Consider the following 22,213-nt stretch of genomic DNA (forward strand, 5'->3'; position numbering starts at 1 on the left):
ACGAAATCGTCCCCCTCCCGCGGGATCACGGCGGAGTCCAGTCGCCGGGCGTGAACACCCAGCACAGGATCAGCCAGACGACCTGGCCGACGAGCGAGACCGCGACGACGAAGGTCCGGAACAGCGGTGACCGCGGCACCGCCAGCGCCCCGACGAGCGGGAACATCGGCAGCAGGAGCCGGAACGTGCTCGACTGCGGGTAGAAGAAGGCGAAGAGGTAGACGGCGTAACCGCCGACCCACATCCGGCTGAAGATGTCGAGCTTCCGCGCCCACCTCGAGAACAGGATGTTGAGGAAGAGCAGCACCAGGACGACGACGATGCCCATGCCGACGAGCGGGGAGTCGAACCAGAGCCGGCCCCACCACTCGCCGCCGGCGAACCAGGAGGTGAACGGGACGAGCTCGCTGTCCCCGATGAAGACGGCCCGCCAGGCGAGCTCGGTGTCGGTGTACGCCGTGAAGGAGCCGGTGACGGCCCACGCGATGAGCAGCCATGCGAAGCCGACCAGGAGGCCCCAGACGGTCAGAGCGACGGTGAGGATCAACTCGGAGCGCGGGAACTGCTCGGTACCCCGCGCGTGGCGCCAGACTCGGTACAGGAAGTAGAGCCCCATCATCGCCGCGAAGGCCAGGCCGCTCGGGCGCAGGAGGCCGAGCACCAGCACCAGCGGGAACACCCAGAGCCACTTCCGCTTGATGAGCAGCAGCAGCATCGTCGCCGTCAGCAGGATGGACGCCGACTCGGCGTAGCCGATCTGCAGCATCGGCGAAGTCGGAGCGACGCAGAAGAAGACGATCCCCATCAGCGCCTGCCCCTCGCTGAGCGAGACGCGCAGGAGCCGGTAGAGGACGAGGCAGGCGCCGGCGCCGCAGACCACGGCCACCGCCACCGCCGAGGTCGACCAGTCGAGGCCGGTGACCGTCATCACGGCGCGGACGGTGAACGGGAAGACGGGCATGAACGCCCAGGTGTTCTGCTCGACGTCTCCGGAGGGCGACAACGGCAGGACAAGCGGATAGCCGACGGTCCCGATCTTCTCGTACCAGCCGCCGTCCCACATCGTCGCGAAGCGCACGTAGGTGTCCCGGAGACCGGTCCAGGGGACGCCGCCCTGGCTCATCGCGAGGCGCAGCATGATCGCCGTCGTGATGACCCGCGTCACCGCGAAGACGAGCAGGACCTGCAGCCACCACGGCAGGAGTGAGCGCCATCGGCGCTCGGTCCGCGCGGGCTCGGTGGACGGGGCCGCGGACACGGCCGCAGCCGTCACGTCCCGGCTCCGGAGGGTGTGGCGACCGCGTTCCGCGGAGCGGCAGGACGGGAGACGGCGGAGGAGGCGGTCGCGTGGCACGCGGTCGGGATCGGCGACCGCGCGGGGCGCAGCAGCCGAGGTCGCGACTCACCGGCTGGAGTGAGGGGAGACATCCCTCCGAGCATATCGGCGGCGCTCGAGCCGAGACGGCGCGGACACGCGCCCAGCGGCCTTCCGCTCAGAGGCGGTACCGGCGCATTCATGACCGGGGCCGCCGCGCACTCCTCGATCGACGCCGGATCAGGGCGGCGTCCAGTCGTAGCCGTCGACGGCCCAGCCGATCGTGATCCAGCCGATCTGACCGGCGATCGAGACGACCACCAGCGCGCTCCGGAAGACGGGCGAGCGCGGCACCGCGAGCGCCCCGACGAGCGGGAACATCGGGCCGAGGAGCCGGAACGTGCTCGACTGCGGGAAGAAGAACGCGAAGAGGTAGAAGCCGTAGCCCGCGACCCACGCGCGGCTGAAGAGGTCCAGTCGTCGCGTCCAGGGCGAGGCGAGGATGCCGACGAACAGCAGCACGAGCACGACGACCAGCGCGATCCCGAGCATCGGCGCGCCGAACCACCAGCCGCCCCACCACGCTCCGCCCTGGAACCACGGGGTGAACGGGAAGAGCTCCTGGTAGCCGATGTAGGAGGCGCGCCAGGCGAGCTCCGTGTCGGTGTAGGCCGTCGGCGAGCCGGTGACCGCCCACGCGACGGCCGGCCAGAGGAAGCCGACGACGAGTCCCCACGCCGTGAGCGCGACGGCGGGCACCGCGTCGGCCCGCGGGAACGGCTCCTTCGCACGCCGGACGAACCGGTAGACGACGTAGAGGCCCATCGCCGCCGCGAACGCCAGGCCGCTCGGGCGCGTCAGCCCGAGCACGAGCACCACCGGGAAGACCCAGGCGAACCGGCGCCGGACCAGCAGGAGCAGCACGATCGCCGTGAGCATCATCGCCATCGACTCGGCGTACGCGATCTGCAGCATCGGCGAGGTCGGCGCAACGCAGAAGAAGAGCACGGCGACCAGGGACTGCGACTCGCTCAGCGAGTGCCGCATCAGCCGGTAGAGGACGAGGCAGGCGACCGCCGCGCAGATCACCGAGACGGCGACGGCGGCCGTGGCCCAGCCGAGGCCGGTGAGCACCATCAGCAGGCGCACGACGACCGGGTAGAGCGGCATGAACGCCCAGGCGTTCTCAGCGATCTCGCCCGCCTCGGTGACGGGCAGCTGGGTCGGATAGCCGGCGGTCGCGATGATCTCGTACCAGCGGCCGTCCCACATCGTCGCGAAGTCGACATAGGCCGGCGACGGGCCGGTCCAGGAGTTCGCCTGCTGGTTCGCGGCGAACTGGAGCATGATCACGGTCGTCACGATGCGGGTGAGGACGAAGACCGCGATGACACGGGCCCACCAGGGGACGAGGCGCAGCTGCGCGCGGCGGCGGACCGGCAGGCGGGTCAGGACGGCGCTCACGCGGAGCCGCTCAGCCAGCGGCGGAGGCCGTCGGTGCAGGCGGTGATCTCGTGCACGGCGACGTGCTCGTCGTCGGCGTGCGCCTTCAGCGGGTCGCCGGGGCCGTAGTTCACCGCGGGGATGCCCATCGCGGAGAAGCGGGCGACGTCGGTCCAGCCGTACTTGGGCTTCGCCTCGGCGCCGACCGCGGCGATGAAGGCCTGCGCGAGCGGGGCGTCGAGCCCGGGGCGCGCGCCCTCCGCCAGATCGACGACCTCGACCTCGAAGCCCTCGAACAGCTCGCGGAGGTGCGCCACCGCCTCCTCGCCGGACCGGTTCGGCGCGAAGCGGTAGTTGACGTGCACGGTGCAGAGATCGGGGATGACGTTGCCCGCCACTCCCCCGCTGATGCGGACGGCGTTGACGCCCTCGCGGTAGACGAGGCCCTCGACCTCGACCTCGCGCGGCTCGTAGGCGGCCAGCCGGTCGAGGATCGGGGCGGCGGCGTGGATCGCGTTCTCGCCGACCCAGCTGCGGGCGGAGTGCGCGCGGAGGCCGTGCGTCGTCACGTCGACGCGGAGGGTGCCGTTGCAGCCGCCCTCGACCTCGCCCCGCGTCGGCTCGCCGAGGACGGCGAAGTCGGCGGCGAAGACGTCCGGGCGGTGGCGGGAGAGACGGCCGAGGCCGTTGAGGTCGGAGGCCACCTCCTCGTTGTCGTACCAGATCCACGTGATGTCAACGACCGGATCGACGAGCTCGGCGGCGAGGACGAGCTGGACCGCGACTCCGGCCTTCATGTCGGTGGTGCCGCGGCCGACGAGGTGCTCGACGCCGTCGATCGTCTCGGCGCGCACGGGCAGGTTCTCGTTGATCGGGACCGTGTCGAGGTGGCCGGCGATGACGACGCGCTGCTCGCGGCCGAGATTCGTGCGGGCGACGACGGTGTGACCGTCGCGGAGGACCTCGAGGTGCGGGTACTGCTCGAGGGCCAGCTGCACCGCGTCGGCCAGCGCCAGCTCGTCCCCGGAGACGGAGGGGATGTCGCAGAGCACCCGGGTCAGCGCGATCGGATCGGAGCGCAGATCAAGGGGCGCGACGGGCGCCGGGGCGGAGGTCGGTACGGCCATGCGCCCCAGGGTACCGGCCGGATCGTGCGCGCTACCCTGGGCGACATGAGCCTCCAGAACACCGCTGACTCCGCCGTGCCCGCGCCCACCTCCGCCTGGGGCTACGGGCTGGCGACGATCGCCTCGGACGGCACCGTCCTCGACACCTGGTTCCCCGAGCCGCGGCTGGGCACCATCCCCGCGGGACGCGACCCGTGGATCGTGCCGGCCGAGTTCGAGGCCCTCGCGGGCGAGGACGCGCGGCGCGAGGTGCGGATCGACGTGGTGACGCTGCAGATCGACCTGCAGAACGCGCCGGCGTCGACCTCGGACGCGTACCTGCGGTTGCACCTGCTCTCGCACCTGCTGGTGCAGCCGAACACCGTGAACCTCGACGGGATCTTCGCGCACCTGCCGAACGTGGTCTGGACGAACGCGGGTCCGGTCGCTCCGGACTCGTTCACCCGCCTGCGCCCGTCGCTGCGACGCCACGGGATCCAGGCCGCGGGCATCGACAAGTTCCCGCGGCTGACCGACTACGTCACGCCGGCGAAGGTGCGGATCGCGGACACGTCGCGCGTGCGCCTGGGCGCGCACCTCGCTCCCGGGACGACGGTCATGCACGAGGGGTTCGTCAACTTCAACGCGGGCACGCTCGGCAGCTCGATGGTCGAGGGCCGCATCTCGCAGGGCGTCGTCGTCGGCGACGGCTCGGACATCGGCGGCGGCGCCTCGATCATGGGAACGCTCTCGGGCGGTGGCGTGCAGCGCGTGTCCATCGGCGCGCGGGCACTGCTCGGTGCGAACTCCGGCATCGGCATCTCGATCGGCGACGACACCGTCGTCGAGGCCGGGCTCTACGTCACGGCGGGGACGAAGGTCGTCGTTGTGGGCGGCGCCCCGCGCGCCGACGGTCGGCCGCAGACGGTCAAGGCGGTCGAGCTGTCGGGCGTGCCGAACCTGCTCTTCCGCCGCAACTCGCTCACCGGCGCGGTCGAGGTGCTCCCCCGCACCGGCGCCGGCATCGAGCTGAATACGGCCCTGCACGCCTGACGCGGGGCTTCGATGCGGCCGCGAGCGGCCCCTGCTGGTCGAGCAGCCGCGGGACGCGGCGTATCGAGACCCGCCCACGTGCAGACGCCGGGTCTCGATACGCCCGCAAGCGGGCTACTCGGCCAACAAGAAGAGGAGCGCTCACGCGCGCGACCCACTCACCACATGCTGGTCGAGTAACCGCGGCACGCGGCGTATCGAGACCCGCCCACGTGCAGACGCCGGGTCTCGATACGCCCGCAAGCGGGCTACTCGACCAGCATGGTGGGCCGCGGAGCGGGCTGTAGAACCAGCAGGACGGGGCCCGCGCAGCGGGCTCCTCAACCGGCAGGGCGGGCCCGCGGAGCGGGCTCCTCGGGCCGGGTCAGCGGTCGGTGGGCCAGTGGCGCTCCGGGGCTCCCGTGTAGAGCTGCTGGGGGCGGCCGATCTTGGTCTGCTTGTCGGTGTTCATCTCGCGCCAGTGGGCGATCCAGCCGGGGAGGCGGCCGATGGCGAACAGGACGGTGAACATCCGGGTCGGGAAGCCCATCGCCTTGTAGATGACGCCGGTGTAGAAGTCGACGTTCGGGTAGAGGCGGCGCTCCTTGAAGTAGTCGTCCTCCAGCGCGAGGGCCTCGAGCTCCATCGCGATGTCGAGCAGCGGGTCCTTGACGCCGAGCGCCTGCAGGACCTCGGACGCGCTCTCCTTGACGAGCTTGGCGCGGGGGTCGTAGTTCTTGTACACCCGGTGGCCGAAGCCCATCAGGCGGACGCCCTCCTCCTTGTTCTTCACCCGCTCGACGAAGGTCTGCACGCTCTCGCCGGACTCGCGGATGCGGCCGAGCATCGTCAGCACCGCCTCGTTCGCGCCACCGTGCAGCGGACCGAACAGGGCGTTGATCCCGGCCGAGACGGACGCGTAGAGGTTCGCCTCGGTGGAGCCGACCAGGCGGACGGTGGACGTCGACGCGTTCTGCTCGTGGTCCTCGTGCAGGATCAGCAGGCGGTCGAGCGCCTTCGACAGCACCGGGTCGACCTCGAACGGCTCGGCCATGGTGCCGAAGTTCAGCCGGAGGAAGTTGTCGACGAAGCTGAGCGAGTTGTCCGGGTAGAGGAACGCCTGGCCGATCGCCTTCTTGTGCGCGTAGGCCGCCATCACCGGCAGCTTCGCGAGCAGGCGGATCGTGGTGAGCTCGACCGCCTCCGGGTCCTTCGGGTTCGAGCTGTCCTCGTAGTAGGTCGAGAGCGCGGAGACACCGGCCGAGAGGACCGACATCGGGTGCGCGCTGTGCGGCAGCGCGTCGAAGAAGCGCTTGAGGTCCTCGTGCAGCAGCGTGTGCCGGCGGATGCGCTCATCGAAGCCGGCGAGCTCGTCCGCGGTGGGCAGCTCCCCGTAGATGAGCAGCCAGGCCACTTCGAGGTACGTCGCGTTCGTCGCGACCTCCTCGATCGGGTAGCCGCGGTAGCGCAGGATCCCCTGGTCGCCGTCGATGTAGGTGATGCTCGACTTGGTGGCGGCCGTGTTGACGAAGCCGTAGTCGAGCGACATCAGACCGGTCTGCTTGGAGAGCGTGGAGAAGTCGATGCTCGAGGAGCCGTCGACGCTGCGCAGCACCGGGAACTCCGCGGTGCGATCACCGAACGTGAGCGTCACCTTCTCGGGCAGGACCTCGGCCGCGGCCGGCGCACTCTCCGTGGCGGGCTCGGGTGTCTCCACCGTCGCGGTTCCGTCGCTCTGCGTGCCGGATTCGGTCACAACGCCTCCCAGGTCATCGGTCGCACCCGGGTGCGCTCGCGCGGAGCGGGCGGCGCCGGGGGCTGGAACTGGCCGGACCCAGGGCCGTTTGTGGCGACGCTGACCGAACCGCATACAGCCTATGGGCAAAGCGGGGGCACTGTGACATCGCCCAGTGCTCGCCCCCGTCCCTTGTGGAGATCCTTCAGGATCGCGGTACGCGCAAGGGTCAGAGCCCGTGTGCCAGCCGCTCGGCGGCCGCCGCGATGCGCTCGTCGGTCGCGGTCAGCGAGAGGCGGACGTGCTCGGTGAAGTGGTCGCCGTAGAAGACGCCGGGACCCGCGAGGATCCCCAGGCGCGCGAGCCGGTCGATCGACTCCCAGGCCGGCCGGCCCTCCGTCGCCCAGAGGTAGAGGCCGGCCTCGCTGCGGTCGACACGGAAGCCGGCGGCCTCGAGCGCCGGGCGCAGGAGATCGCGCCGAGCGCGGTAGCGCTCCTTCTGCCCGGCCACGTGCCCGTCGTCGGCGAGAGCGACGACCATCGCCTCCTGCAGCGGCGCGGGGACGATCATCCCGGCGTGCTTGCGGACGGTCACGAGCCGCGCGATCAGCTCGCGGTCGCCCGCGACGAAGGCGGCGCGGTAGCCGGCCAGGTTGGACTGCTTGCTGAGGGAGTAGACGCCGAGCACGCCGCGGCGGTCCTCGCCGGCCACGCGGGGGTCGAGGACGCTCGGGATCGGCTCGTCGGCCCAGCGGCCGTCCCAGCCGAGCTCGGCGTAGCACTCGTCGCCCGCGACGACCGCCCCCAGCTCGCGGGCCCGGTCGATCGCGCGCCTCAGGGCGTCGACGTCGAGCACGGCGCCGTCGGGATTGCCGGGCGAGTTCAGCCAGACGAGGCGCGTCTCGGCCGGCCACTCGTCGGGGTCGTCGGAGGCGAGCACCGACGCCCCGGCGATCGCGGCGCCCATGGCGTACGTCGGGTAGGCGGCGCGCGGGTGGACGACGACGTCGCCCTCGCCGAGTCCGAGCAGGAACGGCAGCCAGGCGACGAGCTCCTTCGAGCCGATCGTGGGCAGGACCTCGTCGAGGGCGAGCCCCGGAACACCGCGCCGCCGGGCGTACCACGCGGCGATCGCCTCACGCAGCGCGGGAGTGCCGACCGTGGTCGGGTAGCTGTGCGCGTCCGTCGCGCGCGCGAGGGCCTCGCGGATCGGCGCGGGCGTCGGGTCCACCGGCGAGCCGATCGAGAGGTCGACGATGCCGCCGGGATGCGCGGAGGCGACCCGGGTGGCGGGACCCATCAGGTCCCAGGGGTAGTCCGGCAGCGGTCCGAGTGCCACGGACGCGGTCTCAGTGGCTCTGCGGCGGGAGGACGGCGATGACCGGGTGGTCCTTCGCGATCACTCCGACCTTCGCGGCGCCGCCCGGCGAGCCGATCTCGTCGAAGAACTCGACGTTGGCCTTGTAGTAGTCGGACCACTCCTCGGGGAGGTCGTCCTCGTAGTAGATGGCCTCAACGGGGCACACCGGCTCGCACGCCCCGCAGTCGACGCACTCGTCGGGGTGGATGTAGAGCGAGCGCTCGCCTTCGTAGATGCAGTCGACCGGGCATTCGTCGATGCAGGCGCGGTCTTTGACATCGACGCACGGAAGTGCGATCACGTAGGTCACGGTCGTGGACGTCCCTTCGAACAGTGGTCTCTATCGTACGGGGAGCGGCGGGGCGGTGCTGTCGGCCGCGGGCTCCACCGCAACCGGGCGGGACGGCGTGCGGAGCCGGGGCCAGGCGATGACCACGAGGGCGATCAGGGCGGGCGCGAAGGTCCAGACGACGCCGAGCCCGTTGGCCGGCACGAGGACCGACCCGCCGGTGCTCCGCAGCGCGAGCAGCCCGATGGCGCCGAGCAGGCCCATCGCGGTGCAGAAGGCGACGAAGCGGTCGACCATCACGAGCCGCAGCCCCAGCAGGAGCAGCAGCACGGCGGCGAGCGAGACGGCCAGGCCCACCGGGAGGACGGCGTCGCCGACGGTCACCGTGCTCTGGTGCGCGACCGTGGTGATCGCGCCGACCACCGCGCCGGTGACGACGGAGAGCACGCCCGAGACGATGCGGGTGACCAGGTCGGGCCGCTCCTCGGCGACCGGCGCGGGCGGGACCGGCGCCCGCTCGGGGCGGAAGCGCTCGAGGCGGCCGATCGCGAACGGCGGCCCGCTGGAGAGCCGGAGCTCGTCTCCGTCGACGACGAGCTGGGTGCGGTGCGCCTCCAGGGCGGCGCGCTTGCGGGCGTAGTCGTCCTCGTCGAGCTCGATCGCGACGTCACCGGGCGCGGCCGGAGTGGCTTCGGGCAGCACGGCGAGGTAGCGCAGTCCGAGCCGCTCGGCCGCCGTCGAGGCGATCAGGGCGGCGCGGATGTGGTCGGGGTGGCCGTAGCCGCCGCCGACGTCGTAGGAGAGCACGAGGGTCGCGCCGGTCTGCACGAGGACGGCGACGAGGTCGGCGATCGCCTCCTCCTCCGGCGCCGAGGTGAAGGAGCGCGGGTCGGCCGGCTCGAGCGGGACGGGCACGCGCCCGGGGCCCCACTGCATGCCGGAGTCGCGGTAGATCCGCGGGACGAGCCCGGCGGCGCGGGCGGCGGGATCGCCGAGGAAGCGGTGGTCGGCCACGCCGAGCGCGGTGAGGGCGACGACCAGCTCGGTGGTGCGGTGCGCGGCGAGCTCGTCCGAGCCCTCGAGGTGCGCGAGATCGGTCGGGATGACCTCGCCGCACTCGCCGCGGGTCGCGGTGACGACGGTGACCGCGGCGCCGTCCGCGACGAGCCGCGCGAGGGTCCCGCCCATCGTGATCGTCTCGTCGTCCGGGTGGGCGTGCACCGCCACGACCCGCTCACCTGCGCCGTCTCGACTCGCGTCCACTCTCCGCCTCTCGTCCGTCGCGTGCTCTCGTCCTGCCGTGTGTCCTCGCCCGGAGCGCTCCGGGCGACCGCTCGGCACCCGCACATCGCGCGCCCGGCGTCATGTCTGGACAGGCGGGCGGACGGCCACTACAGTCGTCCACGGGTTAGGCAAGGCTTACCTGTGGACGCGGACCGGGGGCGGGATCCGCCCGTCCTCCCGCGCTAACGACCAAGAGAACTCGCGTGCTCGCAAACTACCTCATCGGCCTCCGTGAAGGCCTCGAAGCCGGCCTCGTCGTCGGCATCCTCGTCGCGTACCTGACCAAGCTGCAGCGGCGCGACGTGCTCCCCCGGCTCTGGACCGGCATCGCCGCTGCGGTCGTCCTCTCCCTCGTCACCGGCGCGATCCTCACCTGGGGCCCGTACGGGCTCAGCTTCACCGCGCAGGAGCTCCTCGGCGGCGGCCTCTCGCTGCTCGCCGTCGGCCTCGTCACCTGGATGATCTTCTGGATGGGCGCGAACGCCCGCAGCCTGAAGGGCGAGCTCGAGTCCAAGCTCGACGCCGCCGTCAGCGGCTCCGCCCTCGGGATCGTCGTGCTCGGCTTCGTCAGCGTCGGCCGCGAGGGGATCGAGACCGCCCTGTTCGTCTGGGCGAGCGTCTCCTCGAGCAGCGCCTCCTCCGACTCGGACGCCTGGGTCGGCACGATCGGCGCGTTCCTCGGCATCCTCAGTGCGGTCGTCGCCTCCTACCTGATCTTCCGCGGCTTCGTCCGGATCGACCTCGGCCGCTTCTTCACCTGGACCGGCGGCTTCCTCATCGTCGTCGCGGCCGGCGTGCTGCTCTACGGCGTCGGCGACCTGCAGGAGGCGGCGCTGCTGCCCGGCTGGGGCACTCCGCTGTTCGACCTCGGCCCGATCCTGCCGACGACGGTCGCCGCGATCCTCGGCGGTCTCTTCAACTACACGCCCGAGCCGACGGCGCTGCAGTTCTCCGCCTGGCTGCTCTACCTCGTCGTCGTCGGGACCCTGTTCGTCCGCCAGGTCCGCTCGCGCGGGCCGCGTCGGGGCAGCGCGGCCCCGGTCGCCTCGCCCGTCGCCACCTCCGTCTGATCCCGCTCCGGCGCTGCCGGAACGACCTCTCACCACCAGGAGAACCATGCCCCCGCGCACTCGACCCCGCCTCCCCCGCGTCGCCACCGGCCTCGCCGGGGCGGGCGCTCTCGCCCTGCTCCTCACCGGCTGCGTCGCGAACACTCCGGCCGCCTCCTCCGCGGCCGCCCTCGACGTCGCCATCGAGGACGGCGCCTGCGCGGTGTCCGCCGCGACCGCCGAGGCCGGCGCGGTCACCTTCGCGCTCGAGAACACCGGATCGGACGTCAACGAGTTCGAGATCCTCGCCGAGGACAAGCTGCGCATCGTCGGCGAGAAGGAGAACGTCACCCCCGGGCAGAGCGTCTCCTACGTCGCCCAGCTCGAGCCCGGCACCTACTACACGGCCTGCAAGTTCCAGCAGGTCGGCGCCCCGATCGGGCTGGCCGAGTTCATCGTGACCGGCGAGGCGACCGAGCAGTCGGCCGACGAGCAGGCCGCGACCGAGGCCGCCGTCACCAACTACGTCGCCTACGTGAAGTCGCAGTCCGGCGAGCTGCTGCCCGCCGTGACCGCCTTCGCCGAGGCGTACGCGGCGGGCGACGACGAGAAGGCGCGCAGCCTCTTCGCCGCGACCCGCGTCTTCTACGAGCGCATCGAGCCGACCGCGGAGGCCTTCGGCGACCTCGACCCGAAGATCGACTACCGCGAGGTCGACGCCGTCGCCGAGGGCCTGGACTGGACCGGCTTCCACCGCATCGAGAAGGACCTCTGGGTCCCCGCCGCCGACGCGCTGAACTCCGACGGCACGAGCGCCTGGCTCGACTGGGCGCCGTCCACTCCGGAGCAGCGGACCGCCTTCGCCGACGGGCTCGTCTCGGACGTGCAGGACCTCTACGACCTCGTCGCCGCGTCCGACTTCACCGTCTCGGTCGGCGACATCTCGAACGGCGCGATCGGCCTGCTCGACGAGGTAGCGGCCGGCAAGATCACCGGCGAGGAGGACTGGTGGTCGGGGACCGACCTGACCGACTTCGCCGCCAACGTGCAGGGCGCGGAGGTGGCCTTCGGCAACGTCGAGCCGATCGCGACCGCCACCGGTGACGACGGCGCCGCGCTCACGGCCGAGATCGGCCAGCGCTTCGCCGAGCTCGACACGATGCTCGCCCAGTACGGCTCGATCGACTCCGGCTTCGTCGCCTACTCGAGCGTCACCGACCAGCAGAAAAAGGAGCTCTCGGACCAGGTCAACGCCCTGTCCGAGCCGCTCTCGCAGCTGACCCACACGGTGCTCGGCGTCGAGGAGCCCGCGGAGTAGTGGAGCCCGAGCAGAACGCCGCCGGCCCCGCCGACGAGTCGGGCCGACCCGACGAGCAGCCCCGCCGCCTCTCGCGGCGCGGGCTGCTCGGCCTCGTCTCGGCGGGGACCGCAGGCCTCGCCGCGGGCATCGGCGGGACGGTCGCGGTCACCTCGGCGACCAGCGCGACCGCCTCCTCCGCCGCGACCCGGGTCGTGCCGTTCTTCGGCGCGAACCAGGCCGGCATCACGACGGCCGCGCAGGACCGGCTGCACTTCGCCGCGTTCGACCTGGCCTCCAGCGCCACCCGCGACGACCTGATCGAGCTGCTGCAGGACTGGACCCTCGCGGCCGCCCGCCTCACCCAGGGCCTCGACGTCAGCGAGGAGGGCGCGGTCGGCGGACCGGACACGGCGCCGCCCGACGACACGGGCGAGGCGCTCGGCCTCGACGCGTCCTCGCTCACCCTCACCTTCGGCTTCGGGCCGACGCTCTTCACCGACGAGTCGGGCGCCGACCGCTTCGGGCTCGCCGACCGGCGGCCGGCCGAGCTCGCGGCGCTCCCCCGGTTCCGCGGCGACGCGCTGGTGCCGTCCGCGGGCGGCGGGGACCTCTGCATCCAGGCGTGCGCCGACGACCCGCAGGTCGCGGTGCACGCGATCCGCAACCTCAGCCGCATCGCCTTCGGCCGCGCCTCGCTCCGCTGGTCGCAGCTCGGCTTCGGCCGCACCTCCTCCACCTCGACGGCGCAGGCGACTCCGCGGAACCTCTTCGGCTTCAAGGACGGCACGGCCAACATCAAGTCCGAGGAGCCGGACGCGGTGCAGGAGCACGTCTGGGTGCAGGACGCCGACGGCCCGGCCTGGCTCGCGGGCGGCAGCTACCTCGTGGCGCGCAAGATCCGGATGATCATCGAGACCTGGGACCGCAGCCAGCTCGGCGAGCAGGAGCGCGTGATCGGCCGGAGCAAGGGCTCCGGCGCCCCGCTCTCGGGCGGCGGCGAGTTCACCGAGCCCGACTTCGAGGCGGCCGGCGCGACCGGCATGCCGCTGGTCGACCAGGAGTCGCACGTGCGGCTCGCGCACCCGACCGTGAACAACGGCGTCCGGCTGCTGCGCCGCGGCTACAACTTCGTCGACGGCAACGACGAGCTCGGGCGGCTGAACGCGGGGCTGTTCTTCCTCTCGTTCCAGCGGTCGCCGGAGCAGTTCATCGCGATCCAGAAGAACCTCGCCACCGACGCGCTCAACGAGTACATCAAGCACGTCGGCTCGGCGGTCTTCGCCGTCCCGCCGGGGGTGCGCGACGAGGGCGACTTCGTGGGGTCGGGGCTGTTCGCCTGATCCGCCGACGTTCCTGAGGGAATCTCCATGCCGGCACAGGTCGTCGGCGGCTGCCTCTCCGAGTGCGGCAAGGTCGGCTCCCTAGCGTCGTCGTCGATGTCCGGGAACAGTGCGAAGAACCAGCCGACCAAGCGCGAGCGCCAGGAGCTCGCCCGTATCGAGGCACGGGAGCGGCGGGAGCAGGAACGGCGCAGGAAGCGGCGGAACCGGGTGCTCGGGCAGAGCGGTGCGGCGGTCGGCGTGCTCGCCGTCGTGGCGCTGGTCGCCTGGAACGTCTGGTCGCAGCAGGAGATCGCGAGCACCGGGCCGGCGAACATGCTGAGCGACGGGATCGTGCTCGCGGGGGCGGAGTCGGCGATCACGCCGGTGACGACCGCTCCCCTCGAGGCGGGCGAGGAGCCGGTGCCGACTGACGAGGCGGCCACGCGGGCGGGCGGCGTCGTCACCGTCGACCTGTACGTGGACTACCTGTGCCCGTACTGCGGGCAGTTCGAGACGGCGAACATGGCGAACCTCCAGTCGTGGCTGACGCAGGGGGCGATCACGCTCGAGATCCATCCGGTCGCGATCCTCGACTCCTCCTCGGCGGGGTCGGAGTACTCGAGCCGGGCGGCGAACGCGGCGGCCTGCGTGGCGGACGAGGACCCGGACCGCTTCCTCGCGGTGCACGAGGCGCTGTTCGCGAAGCAGCCGGCCGAGGGGACGACCGGGCTGAGCGACGACGAGCTGCGGACCCTGGTGACCGGGGCGGGCGTCACGGACGACGACGTGCTGGCCTGCATCACGAGCGGCGAGTTCCGGCCGTGGGTCGCGGCGGCGACGAAACGGGCGACGAGTGGGACGCTGGCGAACTCCTCGGTCGCGAAGCTGAGCTCGACGCCGACCGTGCTCGTCAACGGCGAGCAGTACACGGGGAAGCCGGACGACGCGGACGCGTTCGTCGCCTTCATCACGGCCACGCTCGAGGCTGAAGGCGCGACGGCGACGCCGACGCCTGCGGGCTGACGGCCGGGTCTCGATACGCCGCTGCGCGGCTACTCGACCAGCATGCTGCAGCCCATGCTGGTCGAGTAGCCCTCGGAGAGGGCGTATCGAGACCCACCCTCTGCAGGACCCGGGTCTCGATACGCCGCGTTCCGCGGCTACTCGACCAGCATGAAGCGGTCCCCGCGGTCGGCCAGTCGTGCAGCATGCGAGGGCGCTGCGCTCCACGCCGGCCGAGCCGTCTGCGACGGCGCTGCGTTCCATGCTGGTCGAGTAGCCCTCGGAGAGGGCGTATCGAGACCCGGCGGACGGCGGAACGACGAACGACCGGCGGAGCGGGCTCCGGCCGGTCGTTCGTCGTAGGAGGGCGCCGCTGGGGCGCCGGGGATCAGGCCTGCTTCTTGAGGCGGCTCGTCGCGCGGGCGCGCGAGTTCGCGTCGAGCTCGACCTTGCGGATGCGGACGACCTCGGGGGTGACCTCGACGCACTCGTCCTCGCGGGCGAACTCGAGGCACTCCTCGAGCGTCAGCTGGCGCGAGGGCGTCATCGACTCGAAGGTGTCGGAGGTGGACTGACGCATGTTGGTCAGCTTCTTCTCCTTGGTGATGTTCACGTCCATGTCGTCGTTGCGCGAGTTCTCGCCGATGACCATGCCCTCGTAGACCTCCTCCGTGGGGTTCACGAAGAACGTCATCCGCTCCTGGAGCGCGATGATCGCGAACGGCGTCACGACGCCGGTGCGGTCGGCGACGATCGAGCCGTTGTTGCGGGTGACGATGGCGCCGGCCCACGGCTCGTAGCCGTGCAGGATCGCGTTCGCGATGCCGGTGCCGCGGGTGGTGGTGAGGAACTCGGTGCGGAAGCCGATCAGGCCGCGCGAGGGGACGATGAACTCCATGCGGACCCAGCCGGTGCCGTGGTTCGCCATGTTCTCCATGCGGCCCTTGCGAGCGGCGAGGAGCTGCGTGATCGCGCCGAGGTACTCCTCCGGAGCATCGATGGTGAGGTGCTCGAAGGGCTCGTGCACCTTGCCATCGACCTGGCGGGTGACCACCTGGGGCTTGCCGACCGTGAGCTCGAAGCCCTCGCGGCGCATCTGCTCGACGAGGATGGCCAGCGCGAGCTCGCCGCGGCCCTGGACCTCCCACGAGTCGGGGCGGCCGATGTCGAGGACCTTGAGCGACACGTTTCCGATGAGCTCGCGGTCGAGGCGGTCCTTGACCATGCGCGCGGTGAGCTTGTGGCCCTTGACCTTGCCGACCAGCGGCGAGGTGTTGGTGCCGATGGTCATCGAGATCGCCGGGTCGTCGACCGTGATGGCCGGCAGCGGGCGGATGTCCTCCGGGTCGGCGATGGTCTCGCCGATGGTGATCTCGGGGAAGCCCGCGATCGCGACGATGTCGCCGGGGCCGGCGGTCTCGGCCGGGTAGCGGTCGAGCGCCTTGGTGATCAGCAGCTCGGTGATGCGCGCGTTGGTGTGCGAGCCGTCGTGGTGGACCCAGGCGACGGTCTGGCCCTTCTTGATCGTGCCGTTGAAGACGCGGAGGAGGGCGAGGCGGCCGAGGAACGGCGACGCGTCGAGGTTGGTGACGTGGGCCTGGAGGGGCGCCTCGTCGTCGAAGGTCGGCGCCGGGATGTGCTTGAGGATCGCCTCGAACAGCGGCTCGAGGTCCTCGGCGTCGGGCAGCGTGCCGTCCTCCGGCTTGTTCGAGGAGGCGCGGCCGGCCTTGCCGGACGCGTAGACGACGGGGACGTCGAGGATCGCGTCGAGGTCGAGGTCGGGGACGTCGTCCGCCATGTCGGAGGCGAGGCCGAGGAGCAGGTCCTGGCTCTCGGCGACGACCTCGTCGATGCGCGCATCGGGGCGGTCGGTCTTGTTGACCAGCAGGATGACGGGGAGCTTGGCCTCGAGCGCCTTGCGGAGCACGAAGCGGGTCTGCGGGAGGGGGCCCTCCGACGCGTCGACGAGGAGGCAGACGCCGTCGACCATCGACAGACCGCGCTCGACCTCGCCGCCGAAGTCGGCGTGGCCGGGGGTGTCGATCACGTTGATCGTGATGGGGCCGTCGGTCGCGTGCTTGCCGCTGTAGGACACAGCGGTGTTCTTCGCGAGGATCGTGATGCCCTTCTCGCGCTCGAGCTCGTTCGAGTCCATCGCGCGCTCGTCCACGTGGGCGTGCGCGTCGAAGGAGTTCGTCTGCTTGAGCATGGCGTCCACCAGGGTGGTCTTGCCATGGTCGACGTGGGCGACGATCGCGACGTTGCGCAGGTCGGAGCGGGTGGCACTTGCCATGTGAACGGACTCGTCTCGTGTTCTCGTGCAGTAAGGGGGACCATCCATCGTACCGCAGGCGCGCGGTCCGACGACGGAGGGCCCCGTTTCCGGTCGGCGGCCCGATGAACATCGGGTGTCGCCGGCCCGGAACGGGGCCCTCGGCAGCGGTCGGAGCGACCGTGTCAGCGGATCAGACCGCGAACTCGATCCCGGCGCCCGGGATGGCGGCGAGCAGCTCGCGGGTGTACTCCTGCTCCGGCGACTCGAACACGGTGTCGGTCGAGGCGTGCTCGACGATCCGGCCCTTCTGCATCACGCAGACGTCGTCGGCGATCACGCGGACCACCGCCAGGTCGTGCGTGATGAACAGGTAGGTGAGCCCGAGCTCGGCCTGCAGATCGGCCAGCAGGCGGAGGATCTGCGCCTGGACGAGGACGTCCAGGGCCGACACCGCCTCGTCGAGCACCACGATCTCGGGCTTGAGCGCGAGCGCGCGGGCGATCGCCACGCGCTGGCGCTGGCCGCCGGAGAGCTCGTTCGGGTAGCGCCCCGCGATCACGCGCGGCAGCGACACCTGGTCGAGCAGCTCGAAGACCCGCTCGCGCTGCGAGGTGCGGTCGCCGACCTTGTGCACCCGCAGCGGCTCCGAGATGGTGTTGCCGATGTTGTGCAGCGGGTCGAGCGAGCCGTACGGGTCCTGGAAGACCGGCTGCATGGAGCGGCGCAGCGCGAGCATCTCCTTGCCCTTGAGCTTCTCGGTGCGGCGGCCGTCGATCGAGATCGCTCCGGAGGTCGCGGTCTCGAGGCCCAGCACGAGGCGGGCGATCGTCGACTTGCCCGAGCCCGACTCCCCCACGAGCGCCGTGGTGGTGCCCTTGGGGATCGAGAACGAGACGTTGTCGACGGCCGTGAAGTCCTCGGCCTTCAGCCCGCCGCGGCGGATCTTGAAGACCTTGGTGAGGCCGTCGAGCTCGATCATCGGCCGCGCGGTGGTCGTCGCGCCGCCGTGGTGGGCGCCAGCGGCGCCGACCAGGTCGACTTCGCGGACGGCGGCGGACTCGCCGGGCACCGACTCCGTGGCCGCGCCGGCCGTGGACTGGATGCGGCGCGAGGCGAGGCTCGGCGCCGCCGCGATCAGGCGCTGCGTGTAGGGGTGCTGCGGGTTCTGCAGCACCTCCACCGAGGCGCCCGACTCGACGATGCGGCCCTTGTACATGACGATGAGCTTCTCGGCGCGCTCGGCGGCGAGGCCGAGGTCGTGCGTGATGAAGAGCAGCGCGGTGCCGTCGGTCTTCGTCAGGGTCTCGAGGTGGTCGAGGATGCGCCGCTGCACGGTGACGTCGAGCGCCGAGGTGGGCTCGTCCGCGATGAGCAGCTGCGGCGACGCGGCCAGGCCGATGCCGATCAGCACGCGCTGGCGCATGCCGCCGGAGAACTGGTGCGGGAACTGCTTGAGCCGCTTCTCCGCGTCGGCGAGACCGGCGTTCTGCAGCACCTCGATCGCCTTGGCGCGCACCTCCTTGCGGCCGGAGGCGAGGCCGTTGGCCTTGATCGTCTCCTCGACCTGGAAGCCGATCGACCAGACCGGGTTGAGGTTGGACATCGGGTCCTGCGGCACGTAGCCGATCCGGCGGCCGCGGATGTCCTCGAGCTCGGTCCGGGTCGCCTTCGCCAGGTCCTTGCCGTCGAACAGCACGGAGCCCGCGGTGACCTTGCCGCTGCCGGGGAGCAGGCCGATGATCGCCGCGGCGGTCGTCGACTTGCCGGAGCCGGACTCGCCGACGATCGCGACGGTCTGGCCGTGCTCGATCGTCAGGCTGACGCCGCGGAGGGCCTTGACCAGTCCGCTGCCGGTCTGGAAGCCGACCTCGAGGTCGGTGACCTCGAGCAGCGGGCCCTTCGGCGTGGTGGGTGTCGTGTTCGTCATCGGAGGGCCCTCGCCTTCGGGTCGAGCGCGTCGCGCAGGGCCTCACCCATCAGGATGAAGCTCAGCACGGTGATGGTCAGCGCGGCGGACGGGTAGATCAGCGTCTGCGGGTTGGTCCGCAGGTCGCGCTGCGCCTGGCTGATGTCGTTGCCCCACGACATCACCGAGCCCGGCAGGCCGACACCGAGGAACGACAGCGTCGCCTCCGCGGTGATGGCCGCGCCGAGCGAGATCGTCGTGACGACGATCACGGGGGCGATGGAGTTGGGCAGCACGTGGCGGAACAGGATCGCCATCTTCGACAGGCCGGTGGCCGTCGCGGCGCCGACGAAGTCGGACTGCTTCACCCGGAGGACCTCCGACCGCAGGACGCGGGCGGTGGTGGGCCAAGCGAACGCGCCGATCGCCAGGGCGATCACGAACACGTTCCGGTGGGCCGAGAAGACGGACATGATGACGACCGCGGCGAGGATGTAGGGGATCGAGAAGAAGATGTCGCCCGCGCGCATGATCACGGTGTCGACCCAGCCGCCGAAGAAGCCGGCGAGCGCGCCGCCGACGACGCCGGTGAGCGTCGTGATCAGGATCACGATGAGGCCGACCGAGAGCGACGTCGACGTGCCGTGGATGATCCGGGCGTACACGTCGCAGCCCTGCTTCGTGTAGCCCAGGACGCTGCCGTCGCCGGGACCCTGGTTGCTGAGACCGAGGTCGCAGGCGCGGGGGTCGACGGAGGTGAACAGCGACGGGATCAGCGCGACCGCGAGGATCAGCAGGATCAGCGCGCCCGAGATCCAGAACATCGGGCGCTTGCGCAGGTCCTGCCAGGCGTCGGTCCAGAGGTTGCTGGGCTTGTCGTCGAGCGAGACGGCGTCGATCGTGGCGATCGGCGTCTCCTCGAGCGGGGCGACGAAGTGGTCGATGCGGCGGGCCTTCTGCGCGCCGCCGGAGAACTCATTTGGCATAGCGGATCCTCGGGTCGAGTACGGCGTAGAGCAGGTCGACGAGGATGTTCACCACGAGGTAGAACAGCACCATGACCGTGACGAAGGAGACGACGGTCGGTCGCTCCCCTCGGATGATCGCCTGGTAGAGCGTGTTCCCGACGCCGGGAACGTTGAAGATGCCCTCGGTCACCGTCGCGCCGACGATCAGCAGGCCGAAGTCGGCGCCGAACTGGGTCGTGACGGGGATCAGCGAGTTGCGCAGGATGTGCACGGGGATGACGCGTCGTCGCGAGAGCCCCTTGCCGTAGGCGGTGCGCACGAAGTCGGAGCCGGCGGTCTCGATGACCGAGCCGCGGGTGAGGCGGATCGCCGAGGCGACCACGAACAGCGCGAGCACGATGGCCGGCAGCAGCAGCCGCTCGAACGTCGCCTGGCCGCCGACCGTGGGCGGGAACCAGCCGAGCTGGACGGCGAAGAACGTCTGCGCGATGAAGCAGAGCACGAAGATCGGCACCGAGACGAGCAGCAGGCTGACGACCAGCGCGCTGGCGTCGAAGAACGAGCCCTTGCGCAGGCCGCTGATGAGGCCGATGGTCAGCGCGAGCACGATCTCGATGATGATCGCCATCATCGCGAGGGTCAGCGTGACGGGGAAGGTGCGGGCGAGGATGTCGTTGACCGACTGGCCCGAGAACGAGATCCCGAAGTCGCCGCGGACGACGCCGCCCAGGTAGTAGAGGTACTGGACGAAGAACGGGTCGTTCAGGTGGTACTGCTCCTCGAGGCGGGCCAGGAGCGCCGGGTTCGGCGTCTTGTCGCCGAAGAGCGAGAGGAGCGGGTTCCCCGGCATGGCGAAGACCATGAAGTAGATGAGGAACGTCGTGCCGATGAGCACGGGGACGGCTTGGAGAATGCGTCGGACGATGTAGGCGAGCATCTCAGCCCTGCCGATTCCGGTGTCGCATGGTGGGGGACCTCATTCGATTCGGACCGAAACAGGGCGCTTCGCCCGTACCGAAGACCGAAGTCGACCGCACGGGCGAAGCGCCCCGGTTTCTAGCAGCTTAGTTCTTGGTGATCTCGTAGTAGAGCGGCACCGAGTTCCAGCCGAACTGGACGTTCGACACGTTCTCGCCGTAGCCGCCGGTCACGTTGGAGTACCACAGCGGGATTGCGGGCAGGTCCTTCAGGAGGACCTCCTGCGCCTGCTGGAACTTCTCGTTGGCCGAGTCGAGGTCGGTGTCGACAGCGCCCTCCGCGAGGAGCTGGTCGAACTCGGCGCTGGAGTAGTCGCCGTCGTTCGAGGACGCGTTGGTCGCGTACAGCGGGCCCAGGAAGTTGTACAGACCCGGGTAGTCGGCCTGCCATCCGGTGCGGAACGCGGTCTCGATGGTGCGGTCCGTGATCTTGGTGCGCGCCTCGGCGAAGGTCGGGTACGCCTCGCCCTCGGCGTCGATCCCGAGCGTGTTCTTGATCGAGTTCGACACGGCGTCGACCCAGCCCTGGTGGCCGCCGTCGGCGTTGTAGGCGATCTTGAAGGTGCCGTCCCAGGGGCTGATGGCGTCGGCCTGAGCCCAGAGGTCCTTGGCCTTGTCGGCGTCGAACGCGAGGACGTCGGCGCCCTCGAGCGAGTCGCTCCAGCCGTCGATCACCGGGGAGGTGAAGTCGGAGGCGGGGGTGCGGGTGCCCTCGAAGATCACGTCGGTGATCTGCGCGCGGTCGATCGACATCGAGATGGCCTGGCGTCGCAGCTGGCCCTCCTCACCGCCGAAGTGCGCGAGGCGGTCCGGGATGGTGAAGGACTGGAAGACGGCGGCGGGCTGGTTGACCGCACGGTCGCCCAGGTCGCTCTCGTAGGTGCCGTAGGCCGAGTCCGGGATGGCGTCGAGGACGTCGAGGTTGCCGCCCTGGAGGTCGGAGTACGCCGCGTCCTGCGTGGCGTAGAAGGTGACCGTGAGGCCGCCGTTGACCGGGGTGCGGCCGCCGGTGTAGTCCGGGTTCACGACGAGGTCGATCTGCACGTTGTGCTGCCACGCGTCGTCGCCGGCGAGCATGTACGGGCCGTTGCCGATCGGGTTCTGGCCGAAGGCGTCCATGTCCTCGAACGCGGCGGCGGGCAGCGGGTAGTACGCCGAGTAGCCCAGGCGCAGCGGGAAGTCCGACTTGGGCTCGGTGAGCGCGACGGTGAACGTCGTGTCGTCGACGACCGCGAGGCCGGTGAGCTCGGAGTCCTCGTCGTAGCTGAAGCCCTGGATGTCCTCGAAGAAGTAGCTGTTCAGCTGGTTGTTCGAGAGCTTCGCGCCGTAGTTCCACGCGTCGACGAACGAGTTCGCCGTGACCGGGTCGCCGTTCGTGAAGGTGAGGTCGGGCTTGATCGTGATGGTGTAGTTCTGCGCGTCGGTCGACTCGATCGACTCGGCGACGTCGTTCTGCGGCGCACCCTCGGCGTCGTAGTAGACGAGACCGGCGAAGATCTCGTCGAGGATCTTGCCGCCGCCCACCTCGTTGGTGTTGGTCGGGATCAGCGGGTTCTGCGGCTCGGACCCGTTGGTGGTGATGATCGCGCCGGAGTCGCCTCCCGCGTCACCCCCGCCCGAGTCGTTCGAGCTGCTGCAGCCGGCCAGGACCAGGGTGCTCGCGGCGACGAGCGCCAGAGCTCCGAGGCCGAAACGTCTGATTTTCACAATTCCTCCAGTGGTGTGGGGGCGCGCGAGAAGTGGTTTCCCTGACGCGTGGAGTGCCGTGCGCGTGGCGACGACGTCGGCGCGCGAGACTGGTGGCCACCGCGCGAATGCCTCTGACGAGACTATGTATCGACTGCCTATCG

General features: G+C 70.8%; 17 protein-coding genes. 5 read left to right on the forward strand and 12 right to left on the reverse strand.

The window, feature by feature from the left end; genetic code table 11:
* Positions 1-25 precede the first annotated feature (25 nt).
* The 3 genes from HQQ86_RS02510 to dapE all read right to left on the reverse strand — a co-directional run bounded on the left by HQQ86_RS02510 (position 26) and on the right by dapE (position 3,885).
* A complete protein-coding gene (locus tag HQQ86_RS02510) occupies positions 26-1,273 on the reverse strand; it encodes a hypothetical protein (protein WP_173286205.1) in 1,248 nt (415 codons plus the stop codon).
* Between the two features lie 282 nt (positions 1,274-1,555).
* On the reverse strand, positions 1,556-2,779 hold the full coding sequence (locus tag HQQ86_RS02515) for a hypothetical protein (protein WP_173286207.1): 1,224 nt from the start codon (positions 2,777-2,779) through the stop codon (positions 1,556-1,558).
* A complete protein-coding gene (dapE, locus tag HQQ86_RS02520; protein ID WP_173286209.1) occupies positions 2,776-3,885 on the reverse strand; it encodes a succinyl-diaminopimelate desuccinylase in 1,110 nt (369 codons plus the stop codon). Before dapE ends, HQQ86_RS02515 begins: the two co-directional genes overlap by 4 nt.
* Positions 3,886-3,930: 45 nt before the next feature.
* Between dapE and dapD the strand changes: the two genes are divergently transcribed.
* Complete coding sequence (gene dapD, locus HQQ86_RS02525) at positions 3,931-4,917, forward strand: 2,3,4,5-tetrahydropyridine-2,6-dicarboxylate N-succinyltransferase (protein WP_173286211.1); 987 nt, start codon at positions 3,931-3,933, stop codon at positions 4,915-4,917.
* Between the two features lie 364 nt (positions 4,918-5,281).
* Here dapD and HQQ86_RS02530 read toward each other — a convergent pair whose 3' ends face one another.
* The 4 genes from HQQ86_RS02530 to HQQ86_RS02545 all read right to left on the reverse strand — a co-directional run bounded on the left by HQQ86_RS02530 (position 5,282) and on the right by HQQ86_RS02545 (position 9,507).
* On the reverse strand, positions 5,282-6,562 hold the full coding sequence (locus tag HQQ86_RS02530) for a citrate synthase (RefSeq protein ID WP_173287470.1): 1,281 nt from the start codon (positions 6,560-6,562) through the stop codon (positions 5,282-5,284).
* Positions 6,563-6,860: 298 nt separating this feature from the next.
* Positions 6,861-7,970, reverse strand: coding sequence for a succinyldiaminopimelate transaminase (dapC, locus tag HQQ86_RS02535; protein WP_173286213.1), 1,110 nt, complete (start codon positions 7,968-7,970; stop codon positions 6,861-6,863).
* 10 nt (positions 7,971-7,980) lie between these two features.
* Positions 7,981-8,301 (reverse strand): ferredoxin, encoded by a 321-nt coding sequence (gene fdxA / locus HQQ86_RS02540; protein ID WP_085475430.1) that lies wholly within the window; start codon positions 8,299-8,301, stop codon positions 7,981-7,983.
* Between the two features lie 30 nt (positions 8,302-8,331).
* A complete protein-coding gene (locus tag HQQ86_RS02545) occupies positions 8,332-9,507 on the reverse strand; it encodes a PIG-L family deacetylase (protein WP_367948521.1) in 1,176 nt (391 codons plus the stop codon).
* A gap of 260 nt (positions 9,508-9,767) precedes the next feature.
* Here HQQ86_RS02545 and efeU point away from each other — a divergent pair, with 260 nt between their 5' ends.
* The 4 genes from efeU to HQQ86_RS02565 all read left to right on the forward strand — a co-directional run bounded on the left by efeU (position 9,768) and on the right by HQQ86_RS02565 (position 14,258).
* A complete protein-coding gene (gene efeU / locus HQQ86_RS02550; protein WP_173286215.1) occupies positions 9,768-10,634 on the forward strand; it encodes an iron uptake transporter permease EfeU in 867 nt (288 codons plus the stop codon).
* A gap of 46 nt (positions 10,635-10,680) precedes the next feature.
* Positions 10,681-11,931, forward strand: coding sequence for an iron uptake system protein EfeO (efeO, locus tag HQQ86_RS02555; protein ID WP_173286217.1), 1,251 nt, complete (start codon positions 10,681-10,683; stop codon positions 11,929-11,931).
* The gene (efeB, locus tag HQQ86_RS02560) at positions 11,931-13,253 is read left to right on the forward strand and encodes an iron uptake transporter deferrochelatase/peroxidase subunit (RefSeq protein ID WP_173286219.1); all 1,323 of its coding nucleotides are present in this window, start codon (positions 11,931-11,933) and stop codon (positions 13,251-13,253) included. The genes efeO and efeB overlap by 1 nt, the downstream gene beginning before the upstream one ends.
* 96 nt (positions 13,254-13,349) lie before the next feature.
* Entirely contained in the window at positions 13,350-14,258 is a 909-nt protein-coding gene (locus tag HQQ86_RS02565) for a thioredoxin domain-containing protein (RefSeq protein WP_216844910.1), read from the forward strand.
* A gap of 367 nt (positions 14,259-14,625) precedes the next feature.
* Here HQQ86_RS02565 and typA read toward each other — a convergent pair whose 3' ends face one another.
* From typA to HQQ86_RS02590, 5 genes are all read right to left on the reverse strand, one after another.
* Positions 14,626-16,530 (reverse strand): translational GTPase TypA, encoded by a 1,905-nt coding sequence (gene typA / locus HQQ86_RS02570; protein WP_173286223.1) that lies wholly within the window; start codon positions 16,528-16,530, stop codon positions 14,626-14,628.
* Positions 16,531-16,702: 172 nt separating this feature from the next.
* Positions 16,703-18,439 (reverse strand): ABC transporter ATP-binding protein, encoded by a 1,737-nt coding sequence (locus tag HQQ86_RS02575; RefSeq protein ID WP_173286225.1) that lies wholly within the window; start codon positions 18,437-18,439, stop codon positions 16,703-16,705.
* A complete protein-coding gene (locus tag HQQ86_RS02580) occupies positions 18,436-19,404 on the reverse strand; it encodes an ABC transporter permease (RefSeq protein WP_173286227.1) in 969 nt (322 codons plus the stop codon). The genes HQQ86_RS02575 and HQQ86_RS02580 overlap by 4 nt, the downstream gene beginning before the upstream one ends.
* Complete coding sequence (locus HQQ86_RS02585) at positions 19,394-20,323, reverse strand: ABC transporter permease (protein ID WP_159985443.1); 930 nt, start codon at positions 20,321-20,323, stop codon at positions 19,394-19,396. Before HQQ86_RS02585 ends, HQQ86_RS02580 begins: the two co-directional genes overlap by 11 nt.
* A gap of 127 nt (positions 20,324-20,450) precedes the next feature.
* Positions 20,451-22,070 carry an ABC transporter substrate-binding protein gene (locus HQQ86_RS02590; protein ID WP_173286229.1) on the reverse strand — a complete coding sequence of 540 codons (1,620 nt, stop codon included), beginning with the start codon at positions 22,068-22,070 and terminating at the stop codon, positions 20,451-20,453.
* Positions 22,071-22,213 lie beyond the last annotated feature (143 nt).

The sequence above is a fragment of the Rathayibacter sp. VKM Ac-2857 genome, from assembly GCF_013205025.1.
Classification (GTDB): domain Bacteria; phylum Actinomycetota; class Actinomycetes; order Actinomycetales; family Microbacteriaceae; genus Rathayibacter.